This window comes from Chryseobacterium lactis (genome assembly GCF_003815875.1).
Classification (GTDB): domain Bacteria; phylum Bacteroidota; class Bacteroidia; order Flavobacteriales; family Weeksellaceae; genus Chryseobacterium; species Chryseobacterium lactis.
On sequence record NZ_CP033924.1, the window covers coordinates 3,799,218 to 3,818,440 of the forward strand.

15 protein-coding genes are annotated in these 19,223 nt (G+C 35.8%); 8 read left to right on the forward strand and 7 right to left on the reverse strand.

The genetic code is table 11. From position 1 onward, the window contains the following. Positions 1 to 33: 33 nt before the first annotated feature. Positions 34 to 1,026: a type IX secretion system protein PorQ gene (gene porQ / locus EG342_RS16845; RefSeq protein WP_103292638.1), complete on the reverse strand. Its 993-nt coding sequence runs from the start codon at positions 1,024 to 1,026 to the stop codon at positions 34 to 36. Between the two features lie 167 nt (positions 1,027 to 1,193). Between porQ and pyrH the strand changes: the two genes are divergently transcribed. From pyrH to EG342_RS16860, 3 genes are all read left to right on the forward strand, one after another. After that, the gene (gene pyrH / locus EG342_RS16850; protein ID WP_103292637.1) at positions 1,194 to 1,901 is read left to right on the forward strand and encodes a UMP kinase; all 708 of its coding nucleotides are present in this window, start codon (positions 1,194 to 1,196) and stop codon (positions 1,899 to 1,901) included. Between the two features lie 143 nt (positions 1,902 to 2,044). Beyond that, complete coding sequence (gene frr, locus EG342_RS16855; protein ID WP_103292636.1) at positions 2,045 to 2,599, forward strand: ribosome recycling factor; 555 nt, start codon at positions 2,045 to 2,047, stop codon at positions 2,597 to 2,599. A 232-nt stretch (positions 2,600 to 2,831) separates the two neighbouring features. Continuing rightward, the gene (locus EG342_RS16860) at positions 2,832 to 3,890 is read left to right on the forward strand and encodes a 3-oxoacyl-ACP synthase III family protein (RefSeq protein ID WP_103292635.1); all 1,059 of its coding nucleotides are present in this window, start codon (positions 2,832 to 2,834) and stop codon (positions 3,888 to 3,890) included. 67 nt (positions 3,891 to 3,957) lie between these two features. Here EG342_RS16860 and EG342_RS16865 read toward each other — a convergent pair whose 3' ends face one another. From EG342_RS16865 to EG342_RS16890, 6 genes are all read right to left on the reverse strand, one after another. Then, positions 3,958 to 4,593, reverse strand: coding sequence for a hypothetical protein (locus tag EG342_RS16865; RefSeq protein ID WP_103292634.1), 636 nt, complete (start codon positions 4,591 to 4,593; stop codon positions 3,958 to 3,960). Positions 4,594 to 4,678: 85 nt separating this feature from the next. Beyond that, on the reverse strand, positions 4,679 to 5,464 hold the full coding sequence (locus tag EG342_RS16870) for a hypothetical protein (protein WP_103292633.1): 786 nt from the start codon (positions 5,462 to 5,464) through the stop codon (positions 4,679 to 4,681). A 147-nt stretch (positions 5,465 to 5,611) separates the two neighbouring features. Then, positions 5,612 to 7,069 (reverse strand): LptF/LptG family permease, encoded by a 1,458-nt coding sequence (locus EG342_RS16875; protein ID WP_103292632.1) that lies wholly within the window; start codon positions 7,067 to 7,069, stop codon positions 5,612 to 5,614. Between the two features lie 121 nt (positions 7,070 to 7,190). Continuing rightward, positions 7,191 to 7,838: a LolA family protein gene (locus EG342_RS16880; RefSeq protein ID WP_103292631.1), complete on the reverse strand. Its 648-nt coding sequence runs from the start codon at positions 7,836 to 7,838 to the stop codon at positions 7,191 to 7,193. Positions 7,839 to 7,992: 154 nt separating this feature from the next. Continuing rightward, positions 7,993 to 8,454, reverse strand: a complete 462-nt coding sequence (locus EG342_RS16885; protein ID WP_103292630.1) for a hypothetical protein — start codon at positions 8,452 to 8,454, stop codon at positions 7,993 to 7,995. Positions 8,455 to 8,475: 21 nt separating this feature from the next. Beyond that, positions 8,476 to 11,034, reverse strand: coding sequence for an FtsK/SpoIIIE family DNA translocase (locus EG342_RS16890; RefSeq protein WP_103292629.1), 2,559 nt, complete (start codon positions 11,032 to 11,034; stop codon positions 8,476 to 8,478). Positions 11,035 to 11,643: 609 nt separating this feature from the next. Between EG342_RS16890 and EG342_RS16895 the strand changes: the two genes are divergently transcribed. The 5 genes from EG342_RS16895 to EG342_RS16915 all read left to right on the forward strand — a co-directional run bounded on the left by EG342_RS16895 (position 11,644) and on the right by EG342_RS16915 (position 18,882). Continuing rightward, positions 11,644 to 13,332: a hypothetical protein gene (locus tag EG342_RS16895; protein ID WP_123868125.1), complete on the forward strand. Its 1,689-nt coding sequence runs from the start codon at positions 11,644 to 11,646 to the stop codon at positions 13,330 to 13,332. A 10-nt stretch (positions 13,333 to 13,342) separates the two neighbouring features. Further along, positions 13,343 to 13,843, forward strand: coding sequence for a hypothetical protein (locus EG342_RS16900; protein ID WP_103292681.1), 501 nt, complete (start codon positions 13,343 to 13,345; stop codon positions 13,841 to 13,843). Positions 13,844 to 14,039: 196 nt separating this feature from the next. Next, on the forward strand, positions 14,040 to 14,600 hold the full coding sequence (locus EG342_RS16905; protein WP_246008644.1) for a cysteine hydrolase family protein: 561 nt from the start codon (positions 14,040 to 14,042) through the stop codon (positions 14,598 to 14,600). 68 nt (positions 14,601 to 14,668) lie between these two features. Then, complete coding sequence (locus EG342_RS16910) at positions 14,669 to 15,241, forward strand: Crp/Fnr family transcriptional regulator (RefSeq protein WP_103292626.1); 573 nt, start codon at positions 14,669 to 14,671, stop codon at positions 15,239 to 15,241. A gap of 365 nt (positions 15,242 to 15,606) precedes the next feature. Continuing rightward, a complete protein-coding gene (locus tag EG342_RS16915; protein ID WP_103292625.1) occupies positions 15,607 to 18,882 on the forward strand; it encodes a cytochrome c biogenesis protein CcsA in 3,276 nt (1,091 codons plus the stop codon). Positions 18,883 to 19,223 lie beyond the last annotated feature (341 nt).

Consider the following 19,223-nt stretch of genomic DNA (forward strand, 5'->3'; position numbering starts at 1 on the left):
TCTTGCTTACTATAAGATTATCAAAGAGATAGATTATTCTCCTGCGTGGCTTGAAAGATCCATGGAAACCCCTATCTGATTGACATTGGAGGAGTTATGATATCTTACATGTGCGTAGTCGATACGGAATCTTGAAACTTTAATTCCAAATCCTGCGGATAATCCTGAAAAGTTTCTCTGATCAGCTACTGCAAGCTCATTTCCTCTTTTTACGTTATATCCCAATCTGATGTTGAAGCTTTTTTCCGGAAATAATTCTGCTCCTAAAGAAAAGTGGTCAATAATCTTTCTTCCCGCATTTACCTTTTGTCCGTTTACATTATATTCTGAAGAAATATCAAACTTCTGAAGATCGTGTGCCGTAACGGTAATAGCCAATGGGAAGTTCTTTAATATTTTGGTGTATCCAAGGTCAATTCTGAAAGGAAGGTTTTCCCGCACTCCATTGAAGGACTTTAGCTGGAACCCGAAATTTCTCATGACAAGGGAGAGAACTTCTTTATTTTTTTTATTGTGATAGGTAACCCCGGCAGTTCCGGAAATAGCAGAAGAAGTATAATTATCAATTTTTGATGTCACAAAGTTCAACCCTCCACCAATAGTCCAGTCTTCTTCAAATTGGTAGGCATAGCCTGCACCAATGGCAACATCGGAAGCTTTGAAATCTCCGTTCTGAAAACCACTTTCATCTGTCCTTGGAATACTTCCGTAACTCATATAACGGGCATTGATGGTTGCCATATGACCGTTTTCAAAGTCTTTGGCATAGGCAATGGTACCGTATTTTGAATCCGCAAGGTAAGCCGTAGCATTTACAGAAAGCTGTTTATCAGAATCTTTATTTAACAGGGCCGGGTTTGCAATAGCAAAGGAAACATCATAATCTCTTATAGAAATTGCATCACCTCCAAGGGCAGCTTGTCTTGCAGAAACAGGTACATTTAAGAACGGATAAACATTTGTTCCTGTTTGCGCATAAGAAACAATTCCAGATAGAAATAATGAAAAAATGATAATTTTCTTCAATTCAGTTTATAATTAATGCAAAAATAATCCTTTTTCGTACTTTTCAAAATATTTCTGACATTATTTGTAATTAAATATTTTTCCGCTATCAATATTTTTAATGATTATATTTGCAAAATCAAATTTTTGGGAAATCAATTTTACTAAAAAGCTATTAAAAATAAAAGATGAAATATAAAAGAATCCTTTTGAAACTGAGTGGTGAGGCCTTAATGGGAAACAGACAATATGGTATTGACAACGAAAGACTGCAGGAATATGCTGCAGAGATCAAAACGGTAGTTGAGAAAGGTTGCGAGGTTGCAATCGTTATTGGAGGAGGAAATATTTTCCGTGGGGTTGCCGGAGCTGCAAAAGGAATGGATAGAGTGCAGGGAGATTATATGGGAATGCTGGCTACTGTAATCAACGGTATGGCATTACAGGGAGCATTGGAAGATGCAGGAATCAAAACCAGACTTCAATCTGCTATTGAAATGGATAAAGTAGCAGAGCCTTTCATTAAAAGAAGAGCGGTAAGACACCTTGAGAAAGGAAGAGTCGTGATCTTCGGAGCTGGAACCGGAAATCCTTATTTTACAACCGATACTGCAGCAACATTGAGAGCGATCGAGATTGATGCTGATGTAATCTTAAAAGGAACAAGAGTAGACGGAATCTACGACAGTGACCCTGAAAAGAACGCAGATGCTGTAAAGTACAACTCACTATCTTTTGACGAAGTGTATGCAAAAAACCTGAAAGTAATGGATATGACAGCTTTTACTTTGAGTCATGAAAATAAATTGCCTATTATTGTATTCGATATGAATAAAGCTGGGAATTTAGAAAGAATTGTAGAAGGGGAAAATGTTGGTACTTTAGTTGATTTGTAATCAGTGAAAGGTATTATATAATAGCAAGAGGTATAAAATTTAGGTTAAATTACTATTGTTTATTATTCAATACTAATCATTTATCATTGATCAATCATCATTTATAACAATTAATGTGTAATTTATCAAACTATCAAATAATAATGGAAGAATTAGAACTTATATTAGAGTCTGTAAGACAGGACATGGACGCAGCTGTAAAGCACTTGGATCACGCATTTCAAAGAATTAGAGCAGGACGTGCTTCTACAAGTATGGTGCAGGATGTAATGGTGGAATATTATGGAGCTCCAACTCCTATCAACCAGGTGGCTAATGTTTCCGTTCCAGATGCAATGACTATTTCTATTCAACCTTGGGACAGAACAGCAATCAATGCGATTGAAAAAGCAATTATCAATTCAAACTTGGGTTTTGCACCTTCTAACAACGGAGAAAACATTATCCTTAATGTTCCGCCTTTAACAGAAGAGAGAAGAAGAGAATTGGCAAAGCAGGCTAAAGGAGAAGCTGAGCAAACTAAAGTAACGATAAGAAACGCAAGACAAGACGGATTAAAAGAACTTAAAAAACTGGAAGGAGTTTCTGAAGATGTTGTAAAAGGTGTTGAAGAAGAAATTCAGACGTATACTGATAAATATGTAAAGCTTTGCGAAGAGCATCTTAAAACAAAGGAAGCTGAAATTATGAAAGTATAATTTTAAGTTTTTGAAATATATAAAAGAGGTTTCAATGGGAAACCTCTTTTTGCTTTTATAACTCAGAATCATACCTTTTCTATCTTTAAAAAGCATACTTGTTTAGTGAATTATTTAAATTTCTTTATAATAGTATGCTCGTAATAATAATATATAGGTGGCTATTAACGTTACTCCATTATGTTGATGAAATTATTACATAAAAAGAAGAAATTAAAAACATTAAAGAGAGATGACTAAAATTATTGGGGTAGGAAATTATATACCCTCTGAAACGATTACCAACTTATTTTTTGATAAACATGTTTTTCTTAACGAGAAAGGGGTATTATTAAAAGAAGATAATACGTCCATTACTGATAAATTAAAAAAAATTACCGGTATTGAAGAAAGGAGATATGCTCATTCTACAGAGGTAACTTCCGACTTAGGTTTCATTGCAGCCCGTGCTGCCATAGAAAATGCAGGAATAGATCCTGAAACATTAGACTATGTTATATTTGCCCACAATTTTGGGGATGTTCCTTTTGGAACGGTTCAGTCAGATACGGTTCCCAGTCTGGCAGCAAGGGTAAAACATTTATTAGGGATTAAAAATAATTTCTGCGTGGCATATGACGTTCTGTTCGGATGTCCCGGATGGATTGAAGGAGTAATACAGGCAAATGCTTTTATAAAGGCAGGTATTGCTAAACGTTGTTTGGTCATCGGTGCTGAAACATTGTCCCGTGTAGTGGATATACATGACAGAGACAGTATGATCTATGCCGATGGAGCAGGAGCTGCTATTTTGGAAGTGAACAATGATGATGATTCGGGGATTAAGTCTCATTTATCAGCTTCATACACCCTTAATGAAAAAGATTATTTGTATTTCGGGAAGTCTTATAATAATGACAGATGTCAGAATACAAGATACATTAAAATGGATGGAAGGAAGATCTATGAATTTGCCCTTTTGAATGTTCCTGACGCTATGAAAAAATGCTTGGACAACAGTGGATATTCTATTCATGAGCTTAGTAAAATCATTATTCATCAGGCTAATGAAAAAATGGATGAAGCCATTGTGGATCGCTTTTATCAACTATATGACACTCCAATGCCGGAAAATATTATGCCCATGGTTATTCACAAGCTGGGAAATAGCAGTGTAGCAACAATTCCGTCTTTGTTAACGATGATTCTACAGGATGAGCTGGAACATCATAAGATTAATAAAGGAGATGTGGCTTTATTTGCCTCAGTGGGTGCCGGTATGAATATTAACGCCTTTGTCTATAAGTTTTAAAAGATAACTGATTTCCATACATTAAAAAACAAAATGTCTCCTCATATGCAGGAGACATTTTCTATTTTTAAAGACATTGTATGGCTCCTTTCTGGTCTTTATGTCTTAGTAAGGATTGATAGGTTTTTAGAAGCTCATTAATGTTACATTGAACCTCTTTACCGGGAATATTATCAGGAACAGTTTTTTCTTTTTGATTTGATTGTATACTGTATTTTTTTTCGATGCATTTCAATGGTTTATCATTGTGAATGTAAATACGTGTTTCTGTGATATCATCTTTGGTAATTGGCTTTTCCGGAGTTCCACCATCAAAATTCCATACGGTTTCCTGTCTGAAAATAAAAAATAGCTTTCCATCTTTAATAAAATATTTTTCAGAACCTGAGAAGTGGCTATGCTCTGCGAAAAAATGCTCTATAACTTTAATTTCATCTTGATCTGAATAAAAAACAACTTCACCGGAAGGTTCTTCGTTACAGTCATAAGTGAATTTTGAAGAACTTAGTTTTTTCAATTCTAATTGGGTCTGGAGAAAAGCATAATCTTTTTTAATCTGATCAATGGAGCTTGTTGTAATATTTTGCTGTGGATCATTTCTGACAATACTTTTGTTTGCCGCATCAGATTTGTTTTGATGTGTTTTTTCTTTTTCGCATGAAAAAATGAAAAGCAGACTGACTGCGAAGAATATTGCTTTCATAAAACAGATGGTTTGGTGAATGGCAAAAATATAAAATAAATAATGAGCCGAAAAAAGGCTTTCAATCGAAAGCCTTCAGTATATTTTATTTACAGTTTTCATTATAATCGTAGATCACCTCATTGACCAATGAAAGTTTGTCTGTTGTAGAATTGGTAATTTCATCTCTGATGAATTTTCCAAGACCCGTTCTCTTTTTCGCTTCATTTTTTAAAGAACCATATTCGCCTTTGGTCATTTTAGCTTTTGTGTAAGGACAATCTGCGATAATGATTTTTGCTTTTGCGGGTGTCAATTCTTCTGCTTTTCCTCCTTTTTTTGAATAAATATATTCCGGGTTATTGCGGAGTCTGTCGGATTCTGCCTGGGAAATTCCGTTGGCTGAATTTGCTGTTACGGCAGTAGGATATCCATAGATTTTGTACACCATAATTTTTCCTTCTGTTACAACTTCTGCAAACTGAGAAGTTCTTGAAAGATTATTAAGGGCTTTGAAACCTGCACTTAATCCGGTTGACGTTTCCGAGCTGTTCAGGGCTTCTCTCATATTTGAGTATTTTACAGCCTGGAAAATTCGTGGAGTATCTCCTTCATACACCATATATTCTTTAATATCATCTGCATCGAAGGTTTTAAATTTTACTTTGTTTTTTACTTTATCAATATCCGAAGCAGCTCCGAATTTCACTTTTAGCTGGTTCTGCCAAGGGCTATATGAGCTTCCGTGCAGACGAACAACACCTTCAATTTTCTTTCCTGCTTTATCAATGATATATCCGAATTTCTGACCATTATAAGTATCTGTTTCTTCCTGACCGTAGATGTTCAAAGAAACAAGCCCGAAAAAGGCAATAAGTAGTAATTTCTTCATGGTTATTTTTTTAATCTTCGCAAAGATAATTTTTTATATTGAAAATTATAATAAGTATAAAAATTTAACAAAAATCAATAAAAAAGATCCAGAAAAACTCTGAATCTTTTTTTATAATTTATTTCAATTTTGAAATTTAAATGACAATTACTGATATCGTTGATGTTCTTTATTCTTAACAAACAGTTTGATAACCGGTTTAAAGAATGCCTTGTATTTTTCAGCATCAAATAATTGTGAATCGGTAAGTGCTTTAAAAGTCATCCAGACTCCAAACGGAAGAAGGATAAGGTTAGGAAGCCATGCCGCAAGATAAGGGTTCATTTTTCCGCTCCATGACATGTTTTCAACTCCTACATTCAATACATAAAAGACAATGAAAATAATGATGGCTATGATCACCGGAAGTCCCATTCCTCCTTTTCTGATGATGGATCCTAAGCTGGCTCCAATCAGGAAAAAGATAATACAAGTCACAGAATAGGAAACAATCCTCTGCTGGTAAATGACAATTTTACTGAAATATTTTACATTATTACTGAATTCATTCTTTTTAGATTCCAGAGTTGTTTTCAGATTATCCAGCCTGTTATAAGAGTTATAGATCATGTCCAGCTTCTTATCACCTTTCACGGTGTCCAGCTTCATCTGATTTTTTGGGGTAACTTTAGGCTTGTTACCCTTATCCATATAGCTGATTACTGAATTGGTCTGGCTTAAAACGTCGGTACCCACATTGGTGAAAAATAACTCATTTTCCTTTTTGCTTTTCGAAATGGTTTCATTCAACTGATTATAGGTCTGGAAACGGTAGTCATCGGTAATCTGTTCTTTTTCGATGGCTTTGTCAATAATTTCACTGATGTCAAAATGGGAAACCAGAGTATCAAACTTGATCGCCTGATCAGGTTGCTTTTGTCTTACATTATCTCCTTTTCCTGCAAAATTATCCTCAAATACATATCCGTTGTACAGAACAAGCTTCAGGAAACTTTTATTCGCTGCAGGTACAAATTTTCCTTTTTCTGCAACGACAGACTGTTGGTTTTCATAACTGCTTGCTTTTTTATGGACAAAAACCCCTTCGATATTTTCACCGTTTTCACCGTAGATTTTATCAAACTTCACCATATAACCGGGGATCTGATCGATAAACTGACCGGGAGTAAAGTTAATCGCCGGTTTGGTCTGAGCAATATTAAAAAGCATGTTTTTTGCCTTTTTCTGAAAGTCAGGAATGATATTGTTTGAGAAAAAGAAAAGCATGATTGCAAGTATTGTGGCAATTCCCAGCAAAGGAGTCATAACTCTTGTCAAAGGGATTCCTGCTGCTTTCATGGCGGCAAGCTCGTAGCGTTCTCCAAATTCTCCAAACGACATAATACTGGCCAACAGGATCGTAAGCGGGAGAACCATACTGATAACGTTTACCCCAAGGTAAAAAAGAAGTTTCAGGATCTGCCAGTAGCTCAATCCTTTTCCCATAAACTGCCCCAACTGAACCCAGATAATGTTTACAATGAAAATGAAAAACAATACGCTGAATATAAAGAAAAACGGTCCAAAGAAGGTTTTTATGATATATCGGTCTAGTATTTTTAACATGCGCCAAAATTAATCAAAAAGCCACAAAGTTTACTTGTGGCTTCTTATATTTTGTTATTTTTTTTCTAAAGCAAAACTGCAAAGTGGTAAAATGACCATTTAGCGGTTTGCATTCAGCTTTTTATAGTTCTGTAATTACGTAGTTTTTAAACTTATTCTTGTCAAAAACAAACATGTTAGGATCCAGATCCTGGTTTTCTTTGTATTCTTTAATAGCAATCACTGCAACATCTTTATTGCTTCCGTGCTGTTCAAGCTTTACCATTTGTTTCTTGGCAGAGTCTACAAAAAGATAAACATACTTTATTCCGTTTGATTTTACAGGAGTCAGTTTAATAAAATCGGCATTTACCCCATTTACCATTTTCTTCCCGTTGTAAGTTACGTTATAATCATTTCTATAAGTAGTAAGATAGTTGATGGGGGAGAAGAGCGCTGTGCTTCCGTTAGGTTTTGCAATCGTCACTTCCATATCATCCGCATTGATGTTGTAGATTTTACTTCCGTCAAAGATCTGTTCCGTATCCATGATCTTCAATTTATATTTATCTCCTGCCGAATAATAGATACCGGGTTCGGTTTTGGTGACCTGCTCGTTAAGACCGCTTCCAAAAGAAAATTTGAAGTAAGAATTCTTTTTAGAATTATAGTTGGCTGTAATATCATCCAATATCTTTTTAGCTTTTGCATCTATTTTCTGAGCATTTGCCATACCTACTGCACCTACTACAAAACTTCCTAATATAACTTTTGAAATAATATTTTTCATTTTTTAATTTAATAATCTTTAAACATTTTTAAACTCTAAAGGAATGAATTAATGTACATTCTTCCCTTATTGACGCAAATCTTTCAAAAACTGTTCCAAAGAATTTAGAAGATTAATCCTATCCTTTTCAATGGTTGAAAATAAATACGTTACGTTATTTTCTATCTGGTCTGGTTATATAGGTTTCAAATTTTTCAGGCAAAACATTGGTTACCGTTAGTTTATTCGAAGTAATTGTAGGTTCAATTTTAATCACTTTTGTATTATCATTAATTTCTACCTCATGTTTACTTCTCATATTCACCATGTCGATATGAAGAGCGGTGAACTCATGTTTCCCTTTTTCTAAGTTGACAATAACGTATTCTCTTGGTTTGATTTGTCCTAATGATTTACCATCAATTCCAATATTCAATCTAGCGGTATTATCCATTTTGTGAAGAATTCCTGCGCCATTATAAATCAATATGTTGCCATTTCCTAAAGTATTGTTATCTATAACGTCTAAGTTCACAGAGCTATATTCGCTGGGAACGGATCTCAATGCACATGATGACAGCGTTAAAGAGAATGCTAAAAGGCATAATTTGAATGTGTGTTTTTTTATGATTTTCATATAAGAATCATTTTTGGGTTATTAGTTTCTTAAATCTTCTAAGAACTGTTCAAGAGAATGAAGATCACTGATCAAAACCTCTCTTGCTTTAGCTCCGTTGAAGCCTCCTACAATACCGCTTGCTTCCAGTTGATCCATAATTCTTCCGGCCCTGTTATATCCCAGTTTCAATTGTCTCTGAAGCATTGAAGTAGATCCCTGCTGTGTAGAAACAATAATTCTTGCTGCATCTTCAAATAAAGCATCTTTTTCATTCGGATCAAAAGCTCCCACAGTACTACTGTTTGAATCTTCAGAAACATATTCAGGAAGCAAGAATGCTGATGCATACCCTTTTTGTTCACCGATATATTCTGCAATTCTTTCCACTTCCGGTGTGTCTACAAAAGCACACTGAAGTCTTAAGATTTCATTCCCGTTGAAGTACAACATATCTCCTTTACCAATTAACTGATCAGCACCCGGAGAATCAAGGATTGTTCTTGAGTCTACACTGGAGATTACTCTGAAGGCAGCCCTGGCAGGGAAGTTTGCTTTAATCATACCCGTGATTACATTCACTGAAGGTCGCTGTGTTGCCACAATAAGGTGGATTCCTACCGCTCTCGCAAGCTGTGCCAATCTGGCGATCGGTAATTCAACTTCTTTTCCTGCAGTCATAATCAGGTCGGCAAATTCGTCCACCACCAAAACAATGTAAGGTAGGAAACGGTGTCCGTTTTCCGGATTTAATTTTCTCTCTGCAAACTTTTTATTGTATTCTTTTAAGTTTTTACAGAATGCATTTTTAAGAAGATCATATCTGGTATCCATCTCAACACACAAAGAGTTCAGGGTGTTGATTACTTTGTTGGTATCCGTAATGATCGCTTCTTCAGCATCCGGAAGTTTTGCCAGATAATGTCTTTCTATTTTTGAATATAATGAAAGTTCTACCTTTTTAGGGTCAACCATCACGAACTTCAGCTCACTTGGGTGCTTTTTGTAAAGAAGGGAAGTCAGGATAGCATTAATACCTACAGATTTACCTTGTCCTGTTGCTCCCGCCATCAGTAAGTGAGGCATTTTGGCAAGGTCAGCCATGAAAATTTCGTTGGAGATCGTTTTTCCGAAAACTACCGGAAGATCCATGTCCGTATTTTGGAATTTATGAGAAGCGATCACAGAACGCATAGAAACCATTGTTGGATTCTTTCGTGGAACTTCAATACCAATAGTTCCTTTTCCTGGCATGGGTGCAATAATTCTGATTCCCAAAGCGGAAAGGTTAAGGGCAATGTCGTCCTGTAATTTCTTAATGGCAGCCACTCTGATCCCGGCTTCCGGAACAATCTCATATAAAGTAACGGTTGGCCCGATCGTAGCTTTGATTTCTGCGATACCTACGTTAAAGTTTTTAAGCAGTCCGACGATTTTATTTTTGTTCTCTTCAAGTTCTTCTTTGTTGATGGAAATTTCTTCATTTCCATAATCTTTTAACAAGTCAACCGGTGGCATATGGAAATTGGCAAGATCTAATTTGTGATCATACAACCCATGTTTTTCTACCAGCTCCTGAGATTTTTTGTCCGAATCATCAAGGATGTCAATCACCGGAGCTACTTCTACATTGAATTTAATGTTTTCCTGTGCAGCGGTATTGTTCTGAACCGGTGGGGTAGAAGGCCTGATATCAAAAGCTTCTTCCGGAGTTGAAACCGGAACAACCGGTTTTGTGGCAATATTCAGACTAACCGATTGAGCCACCTCCTTAGGTTCATCGTCAAAAGAAGTATGATTAGGCGTATTGATTGTCTCTATATTCGTAGAAACCGGAACTTCAGGGAATCCTTTTGGAACATTTACTGGTTCCTGTTCTTTAATTTTATTATTAGGAATAGAATCTGGTACCTCACTTACCGTAATATTTGAAAGCTCCTCTTCAGCCTCCTCTTTTAGTTCTTCATCAGCTTCAAAATCTTCATCAGAATCGGGCATCATGGATCTTACTTTTCCGATGGTGCTTTCATTGATCTTATTCAGTTTTGATTTGATAGAACTTGGGCGAAGATTAAATTCTAAAATAAAGTATAAAAGAATACTTGCTGCCAATACCGTCCATAAACCCACGGTTCCGATAATGGAATTAAGATAGTCCATAATCTGGTATCCATATACACCACCCAGAACACCTTGTCCTTTTGTAAGTGCACCCATGAAAATTGGAAGCCAGCAGATAAAAAACAAAGAATGACCAATCGTTTTCCAAGGTTTGAACATTTTCTTTTTAAGAATTAAAGTTCCAACTACCAGGAATAAGAAAGCAATAATAAATGAAGCGATACCGATACTTTCAAATATGAAGATATTTCCAAACCAGTCTCCTGCTTTGCCAAAAATATTGGAAGATTTTATACTCTTGTCAAGCATAGTTCCTGCCTGGCTCTGATCTGCTTTCCAGTTCATTAAATAAGAAATGAATGATAAAGCTAAAATAATAGAGAATAGTATAAAGGTAAGCCCGAAAAAGATACGTGGCTTAGATAAAATCCGGCTTGCTTCCGGTGTCTCAGTCTGTTTTTTTTGTGTCTTTTTATCCATAATATCAATGTCGCAAATTTAATGTTTTTTCAATACTAAAAGAATCTTTTTTTCTTCAAAAAACATTTTGCAATTCCCGATTTTTACTGTGATTATTTAAAATTAGTAAGGAGAATATTTTCCGTTGTTAAGTCAAATAAAATAAGGCAATTTTTTTTGTTTATCCAAATTCAGACTTGTTAAATTATATTAATTGATAGCTATTCCTTCATTGTATTACTTTAGAAGGATGATAAAATGTTAATCAAACCTTATGGGCGTGAAAAAAAAATAGCCATTCTTAATGTAAGGATTGATATTTTAAATTTGTTGTTAGTCTGGGTATTGTTAATGTAGTTTTATTTTTGTTAAATAAACTAAATTTATTAATTTTTTAAACCAAATTATTGAAATCTTATTAAAAAATATGCTTTATCTTTGTGAGAACATCTAAGGATTAGAGACTTATTGAAGTTGTAACTGCAGCCTTTTTAACGAAAGTGATCAGTTCACAACATTTTTCAATAATTTTATTTTAATCAATTTCCATATTTCGACTATTCCTGTTAGTCAGCATGTTTTTTTAAGTAGCTGATTAGAAATATAGACAATAACGTTAAAAATACATCAATGAGAAAGCAGTTATTATTTGTGTTCTTGTTGGGCAACTTTATGCTATGGGCACAATCTCCCGGTGGAGTTTCCAATAATCTCCAGATATGGGTAAAAGCCGATGCAGGTACAGCTACAACAACGGATCATACACAAGTTTCCATTTGGGAGAATCAAAGAACGGGTGGGGCAAATGGGATTGCCAACCAGGGTATTCCCGGTTATTATGCCGATCCCGGGATTAACGCAAGACCTGTCTATCGGACCGCGGAAACTATTCCCGCATTTAATTTTAATCCGGCCATAGAAATTGTAAGTACGAACGGTTACCGATCAGGATATAAATTCCCTTCCGGTTTTCCGGATAATACCATCACATCTCTCACTTCATATACACATCTTTCCAGAACAGCACCTACTGCTTACAGGACTGTTTTTGTAATGAACGGGACTGCTCAAAGTTCAAATACTTCCGAAATTGCCGGAATCTGGCAATCTCCATTTTTTGGAACTCAAACAGATCGTCCTGAATTTTATAATGAAAAGGAATATGGTGACGTCTATTTTGGAACCCAGACTATCAGTACCGTAGGAAGTAATGTGCCGAGCATTCAATCCTATTATAATGAAGAAGTGGGAGGAAGCATGAAATATTTTTTTGATAATAACGGCTTGGCGTACGGAGAGCCTTCCAATAGTGTTGCTTCTACAAAAAATTATCCGGGATTGGTTCTTTTGATGGATAATGACGGTGGATCAGGTTCAACTTCGCTTGCCGGTGACCGGATCGGGGAGTTTATTTTGTATTCGGAAACCCAAACTGCTGAGGAAAGACAAAGAGTAAATTCTTATCTGGCCATTAAGTATGGGGTCACCTTATCACAGCCGCAGAATTATTTAAGCTCTGATCAGGCAGTCACCTGGAATTCTGCTGTTAATATCGCTTTTAACCATAATATTTTTGGTTTGGCAAAAGATGATATGTCTGTCCTGAACCAAACGGTAAGTAACAGTATTAATGAAGAGAATAATATAATGCTTACCGTTGCAACAACGAATGACTTTATTTCACCTAACGTCACTGCAGGCAGAACTTCGTTTTCACAGGATAAAACTTTTTTGGTAATCGGAGATAATAATGTTCAGGATCTCAGTCTGGTAAATGTTGGAGTAAGTTCTATCAAAATGATTAAGAGAATATGGCTGGCACAGAAAACTAATGATACCGGTTCAGTATGGTTGCAGGCTGATCTTTCAAAATATACGGATATCTCATCTACGGATAATATATATATGATGATCGCAGATGATGCAGGGTTTACACAAAATGTAGAAATGATCTCTCCAGCAAGTCTTGCTGGTAGTAAAGCGGTATTTAATTATTCTTTCCCGGAAAACAAATATTTCACATTTGGCATGAGCCATCAAGCCTATTGTACCAAAGATCCGGCAACAGGAACTCCGGATGCTTTTACAAGAATTGGAATCACAGGACAAACCAATATTCAGAATGGTTGGCCGGGGAATGTACCCAACGGATTTATTGCTCTTGAGTCAAAAGATAAAGGAATGGTTATCACCAGAACAACTTCAGTAAGCATAGCAATACCGGTTGAAGGAATGCTGATTTATGACACAGCAGACAAATGCTTTAAGTTATATAACGGCACAGGTTGGCATTGTATCACTAGATCTTGTAATGATTAAAACCAAAGTAATGAAGAAAATAATCGTAATCACAATATTGTTTTATACCGGATTGATTTCCGCACAGATTGCCGTTGAAAAAGCTCAGGTGGACGGTGACGGTCTTTTAGATTTTGCTCCCAATACGACAAAAGGTATTCTATTGCCTATTGTGGAAACGCTTCCAACGGATGCTGTTGCAGGAACAATCTTAATGGATAAAAATGATAAAGTAGTAAAAATGAATACAGAATCTACCTGGATTCCATTGAGTGATCCGGGTTCTGTTGCTGATGTGGCTTTCAATACAAATGCGGAGATTCCCGGAGCCAACAGAATTATTATGGGATCTGCTACAACGCCTGCTCCGGGAGTTCTGGTTTTAGAATCTTCTAACAAAGCCCTTATTCTTCCTAAAATAGCAGCACCTCATATTAATGTTAAAAATCCATATCCGGGGATGATGTGTTATGATACTGTCAGTAAAACAATGGCAGTATTTGACGGATTAAAATGGAGCTATTGGAAATAGTTTAACTATTATTTGACACCGGAGGACTTTCTTCCGGTTTTTTTACTTTTTTGAACTAGTTCAAAGGTCAGGAATGAGTAAGGTTATAATTTTGTCTTATAAAATTTCACCAATGAAAAATACCTTTAAAAGGATATTGACTTTATGTCTGATATTAATTTCACTAGTATTAATGAACGCACAACAAAAAAGAAAAATGGAAAACACTGCACTATTAATTATCGATGTACAAAATGATTATTTTCCAGGAGGGAAAATGGAATTAGAAGGAGCTGAGCAAGCCGGTAAAAATGCACAAAAAGTTTTACAGTATTTTCGGAAGAATAATCTTCCGGTAATCCATATCATGCATGTTTCAATTAATGAAGGAGCTGCTTTTTTTCTTCCGGATACTTCCGGAGTGGAAATAAATTCTTTCGTTTCACCACAAAATGGCGAGAAGATTATTATTAAACATTTCCCCAATAGTTTTAGAGAAACGGATCTTCTGAAGTATCTGCATTCGAAAAATATCAAAAATCTGGTGATTACCGGAATGATGACAGACGTTTGTGTGGAAGCCACTACAAGAGCAGCGTTTGATTTTGGCTTTCACAATACGATTATTGGAGATGCTACAGCAACAAGAGATCGGGAATTAAATGGACAGGTGGTGAAAGCTTCAGAGATTCAAAGGTCTTTTTTAGCTGGGATCTCAGCACTTGGAAGCCTTTATGCCGGTATTATTTCAACCTATGATTTTATCAGCGAAAAATAATTTTAATCCAATACAAAAAGATAAAGATATCGATAATAACGGTATCTTTATTTTGTTTAAATACAATCATGTCTAGCCTACTTTACCAAAATATCAGCAGATACATTGAGCTTTCTGAAGAAGAATTCAGGCAGTTTGCTGAACCATTTGAATTGAAAAAATTTAAAAAGAAGGAAACTGTTCTCAAAGAAGGAGATTATTGTCTTTTTGAAGGATTTGTACTGAATGGCTGTTTCAAGGTGTATTACCTGAATGAAAACGGATTTGAGCAGGCTTTATATTTTGCTGTAGAAGGGTGGTGGATTACTGATATTGATAGCCTGATCAATCATGTACCGTCTATATTGAATATTGAAGCACTTGAAGATAGCGAGGTGCTGATGATTTCCAAGAAGGATAAGGATTTTTTGTATGAAACCATGCCCCAGATAGAGAAGCTTTTCAGAATCATGAATCAGCAATCGTCAGTGGCGTTACAGAGAAGAATTCTTTCTTTAACCGGAAAGACAGCTGATAAGCGTTACCTGGAGTTTTTGGAAAAATATCCGGGACTGGAACAACGGCTGACCCAACAGCAAGTTGCCTCTTATTTGGGAATAACCCATGAATTCTTAAGTAAAATCAGAAAAAAACTCTTGTAAGAAGCCTGTTTGATTTTTTACCGCTATACAGATAGAATGATTAATTTGTAAGTATAAATAACTTGCCTCAACGAATTGATAAAATGACTTTTGAGAAGTCAAATAAATTCAAATTTGCTTAACTTATTTGGTATCAATTTTTTATAGAAAGGTTAAATGTTGGGTATAGAATAATTCAATCGCTAATATAGTCATAATGAATCTATATTTTTTCGGAATTAGGAATTGAATTTTTCCCAATATTTTCAATGTTATTAAGAATGGTTCAAAATAAGCAAAACTCAGGCCAAAATGACAAAAAACAGCTTTTTTTAAGCTCTTTGTGCTTTATCATCCTTATTTTTGCATGTCAAGTACAATAAATCATGAAGAAGCTCCAAGATATTCTTATCTCAACCAGAACAATGGCTGTATTGTTGCTGGTGTACGCATTTGCAATGGCTTATGCAACGTTCTTAGAAAACGACTACGGAACTCCCACAGCAAAAGCTTTAATTTATGAGGCAAAATGGTTTGAACTGATCATGGTTCTGCTCATTCTCAACTTCATAGGAAATATCGCAAGATACCGACTTTGGAAAAGAGAAAAATGGCCGGTGTTGGTTTTTCACCTTGCCTTTGTTTTCATCTTTATCGGTGGTGCTATTACCAGATACATCAGTTTTGAAGGAACTATGCACATCAGGGAAGGGGAAACATCCAACGAAATCGTAACGGATAAAAACTTCTTTAAAATCCAGATCGAGGAAAAGGGTGATGTTCTTAATTATCAGGATGTTCCTTATTTAATGTCTCCTTTGCACAAGGATTTCAGTGCAACGTATGACTTCCACGGAAAAGAAATAAAAGCTTTTGCAAAGGAATATATTCAAAGGAAAAAAGACAGCCTCGTAGCTGAACCAAACGGTGCTGAATATCTTCACCTTGTTTCAACGGGAAGCACCGGAAGACAGAATATTTATATCAAACCGGGGGAAACGAAATCTATCAACGGAACTTTGGTTACATTCAACAGAGCCATTGAAGGCGCTGTAGAATTCAAAAAAGAAGGGGGTCAATTATTCATCAAAACTCCTGTTGATGCCAGCTTTATGACGATGGCAACACAGGCGACCGGAAATACCAAGAAAGATGAATTTCAGCCTTTGGCAATGAGAAGTTTATATACCATCAACGAATTGAAACTGGTTGTTCCTGAAGGGCTTAAAAAAGGAAGATTGATGGCAATTGAAGGGGATAGAAAGAAAGATGCCAACGTTCCTGATATGCTGCAGATTGAATTACAAGGACCAAAAACAAAGCAGATTGTTGATCTTTCTGTTGAAAAAGGAAATCCAAATGCTTACAAACAGGTTACCATGGATGGTTTAAACATTATGGTTGGTTTCGGACCTAAAGTGTATAATACGCCTTTCGCACTAAAACTTGATGACTTCGTAATGGAAACATATCCGGGAAGTTCATCTCCAAGTGCATATGAAAGTCACGTTAAAATCATTGATGAAGGGAAGCAAACTCCTTATAAAATTTATATGAACCACGTTCTTAACCATAAAGGATACCGTTTCTTCCAGTCAAGTTTTGATCCTGACAGAATGGGAACCGTACTTTCTGTAAACCATGATTACTGGGGAACTTTGATTTCTTACATCGGATACACAATGCTATTCTTAGGAATGTTTATTATTTTCTTCTGGAAAGGAACTCATTTCTGGAAACTGAATAAAATGCTTGCAGATGCCAATAAAAAGAAAACAAAAGTAGCAGCAGTACTTTTCTTGTTTCTAAGCTTAGGCTTAAATGCACAAAAAATTGAGACGCACGGTACCACCGACGGAAGCAGAGAACATATTCATGTTGAAGGTGATGGGCATAATCATGCACCGGCTCCTGAAGCTCAAAATTCAGGAAATACTGCTCCACAACAAAATTCACTCGCCGCTCCGTTAAGCAAAATGAGATCAATTTCTCCAGATGAAATCATTGCTAGAAATAAGATTACTGAAGCCCATGCAGATAAATTTGGGTATCTTTTAGTGCAGAGTTTTGAAGGAAGAATTGTTCCTATCAATACTGAAGCATTAGATGTTTTAAGAAAATTATATAAGAAAGATAAATTCAAAGGTACAGATGGAAAATATCTGACTGCAAACCAATGGTTCCTTTCTATCAATACGGATACTCCAAGCTGGACTATGGTGCCAATGATCAAAGTGGGACCAAAAGGAGGTGACGAACTGAAAAAGAAAACAAAGGCTAATGATGATGAGTATACCTCATTAATGAACCTTTTCCCGGCAGATGCAAATGGTAATCTGACTTATATTTTAGAACACGACTACAATACAGCATTCCGTAAAAAACCTGCTGAGCAGACAAACTATGATAAAGAAGTAATTGCTGTAAATGAAAGAGTACAGATCTTTAATGAGTTTTTCAGTGGCCAATTTATGAGAATTGTTCCCGTGAAAAATGATGCAAATCACACATGGCACTCATGGTTGGATCAGAAATTTGAACCGGACATGGAATCTCAACAGGTAATGGGGCCTTATTTTGCAGAAGTTTTGACTGCTCAGAAAACCGGAGACTGGACCAAAGCAGATGCAGAATTGGCAAAACTTTCAGAATATCAGCAAAAATGGGGTAAAGCAGTTGTTCCTGCAAAATCTAAAGTAGATCTTGAGGTTTTTATGAATAAAGCGGATATTAATTTTAAACTATTAATTTTCTACACTCTTGTTGGAGGGCTTCTTCTCATCTTAGGATTTATTGAATTATTTAAGCCAAATAAAGTATTAAACAAAATCATCAAAGTAATTATTGCCGTTGGTTTAATAGGATATTTATGCCATTTCTTGGGTCTTGTTGCAAGATGGTACATTTCAGGACACGCCCCTTGGAGTAACGGATATGAAGCTATTATATTCATCTCGTGGGTAGGGATTACAGCCGGATTATTCCTGTACAGAAATTCCAATGCATTAATTCCTGCAGCCGGATTTATGGTAGCAGTTATTATGATGGGATTTGCGCACGGAGGTTCAGCGCTTGATCCGCAGATTACGCCGCTTGTTCCGGTATTGAAATCTTACTGGTTGATCGTTCACGTTGCCATTATTACCTCGAGTTACGGTTTCTTTGCTCTATCAATGATTATTGCCGTTATCTCTCTTGTATTTTATATTATTTCAAATAAAGACACGTATAAAATTCACCATGATACAACGTTGAAAGAATTGGTAATTGTTTCTGAAATGTCATTAACAATAGGTCTTTTTGCTTTAACAGTAGGGAACTTCTTAGGAGGAATCTGGGCGAATGAGTCTTGGGGAAGATATTGGAGCTGGGATCCAAAAGAAACATGGGCTTTCATCTCAATTATGGTATATGCTTTCGTATTACACATGAGATTGGTTCCGGGATTAAGAAGCAGATGGGCGTTCCACGTAGCGACGATGTTTGCATTCTGTTCGATGGTAATGACATACTTTGGAGTAAATTATTACTTAAGCGGACTTCACTCCTATGCAGCGGGTGATCCTGTTCCGGTACCAGCATGGGTATACATCGGAATTGCAACCATGATTACCTTATCAGCTGTTTCTTATTTCAAGTTTAAAATATTGACGAAGAAATAATCTTTAACCATATTACTTAAATCCCGGAAGTTACTTTCCGGGATTTTTTTGTATAAATAAAAGATAAAATATTGTCTTTTCTCTGAGATGTGGCTTGTGAATAATTAGAATGCAGGCGCATGGGAAAGTTTCAATAATTAAAAAACCAAAAACTATTAGCCACAGATTTTCACAGATGCTGGTGCATGGAGAAAGTATCATAATAATAAAAACAAATCACAGTAATATATAAAACGCAAACATCTGTGAAAACCTGTATGATCTGTGGTTTTATTAATGATAAGGCCTTTTCGAATATCACGTTTATCTCTTGATCTCAGCTCGTAATCATTGTAAAAAAT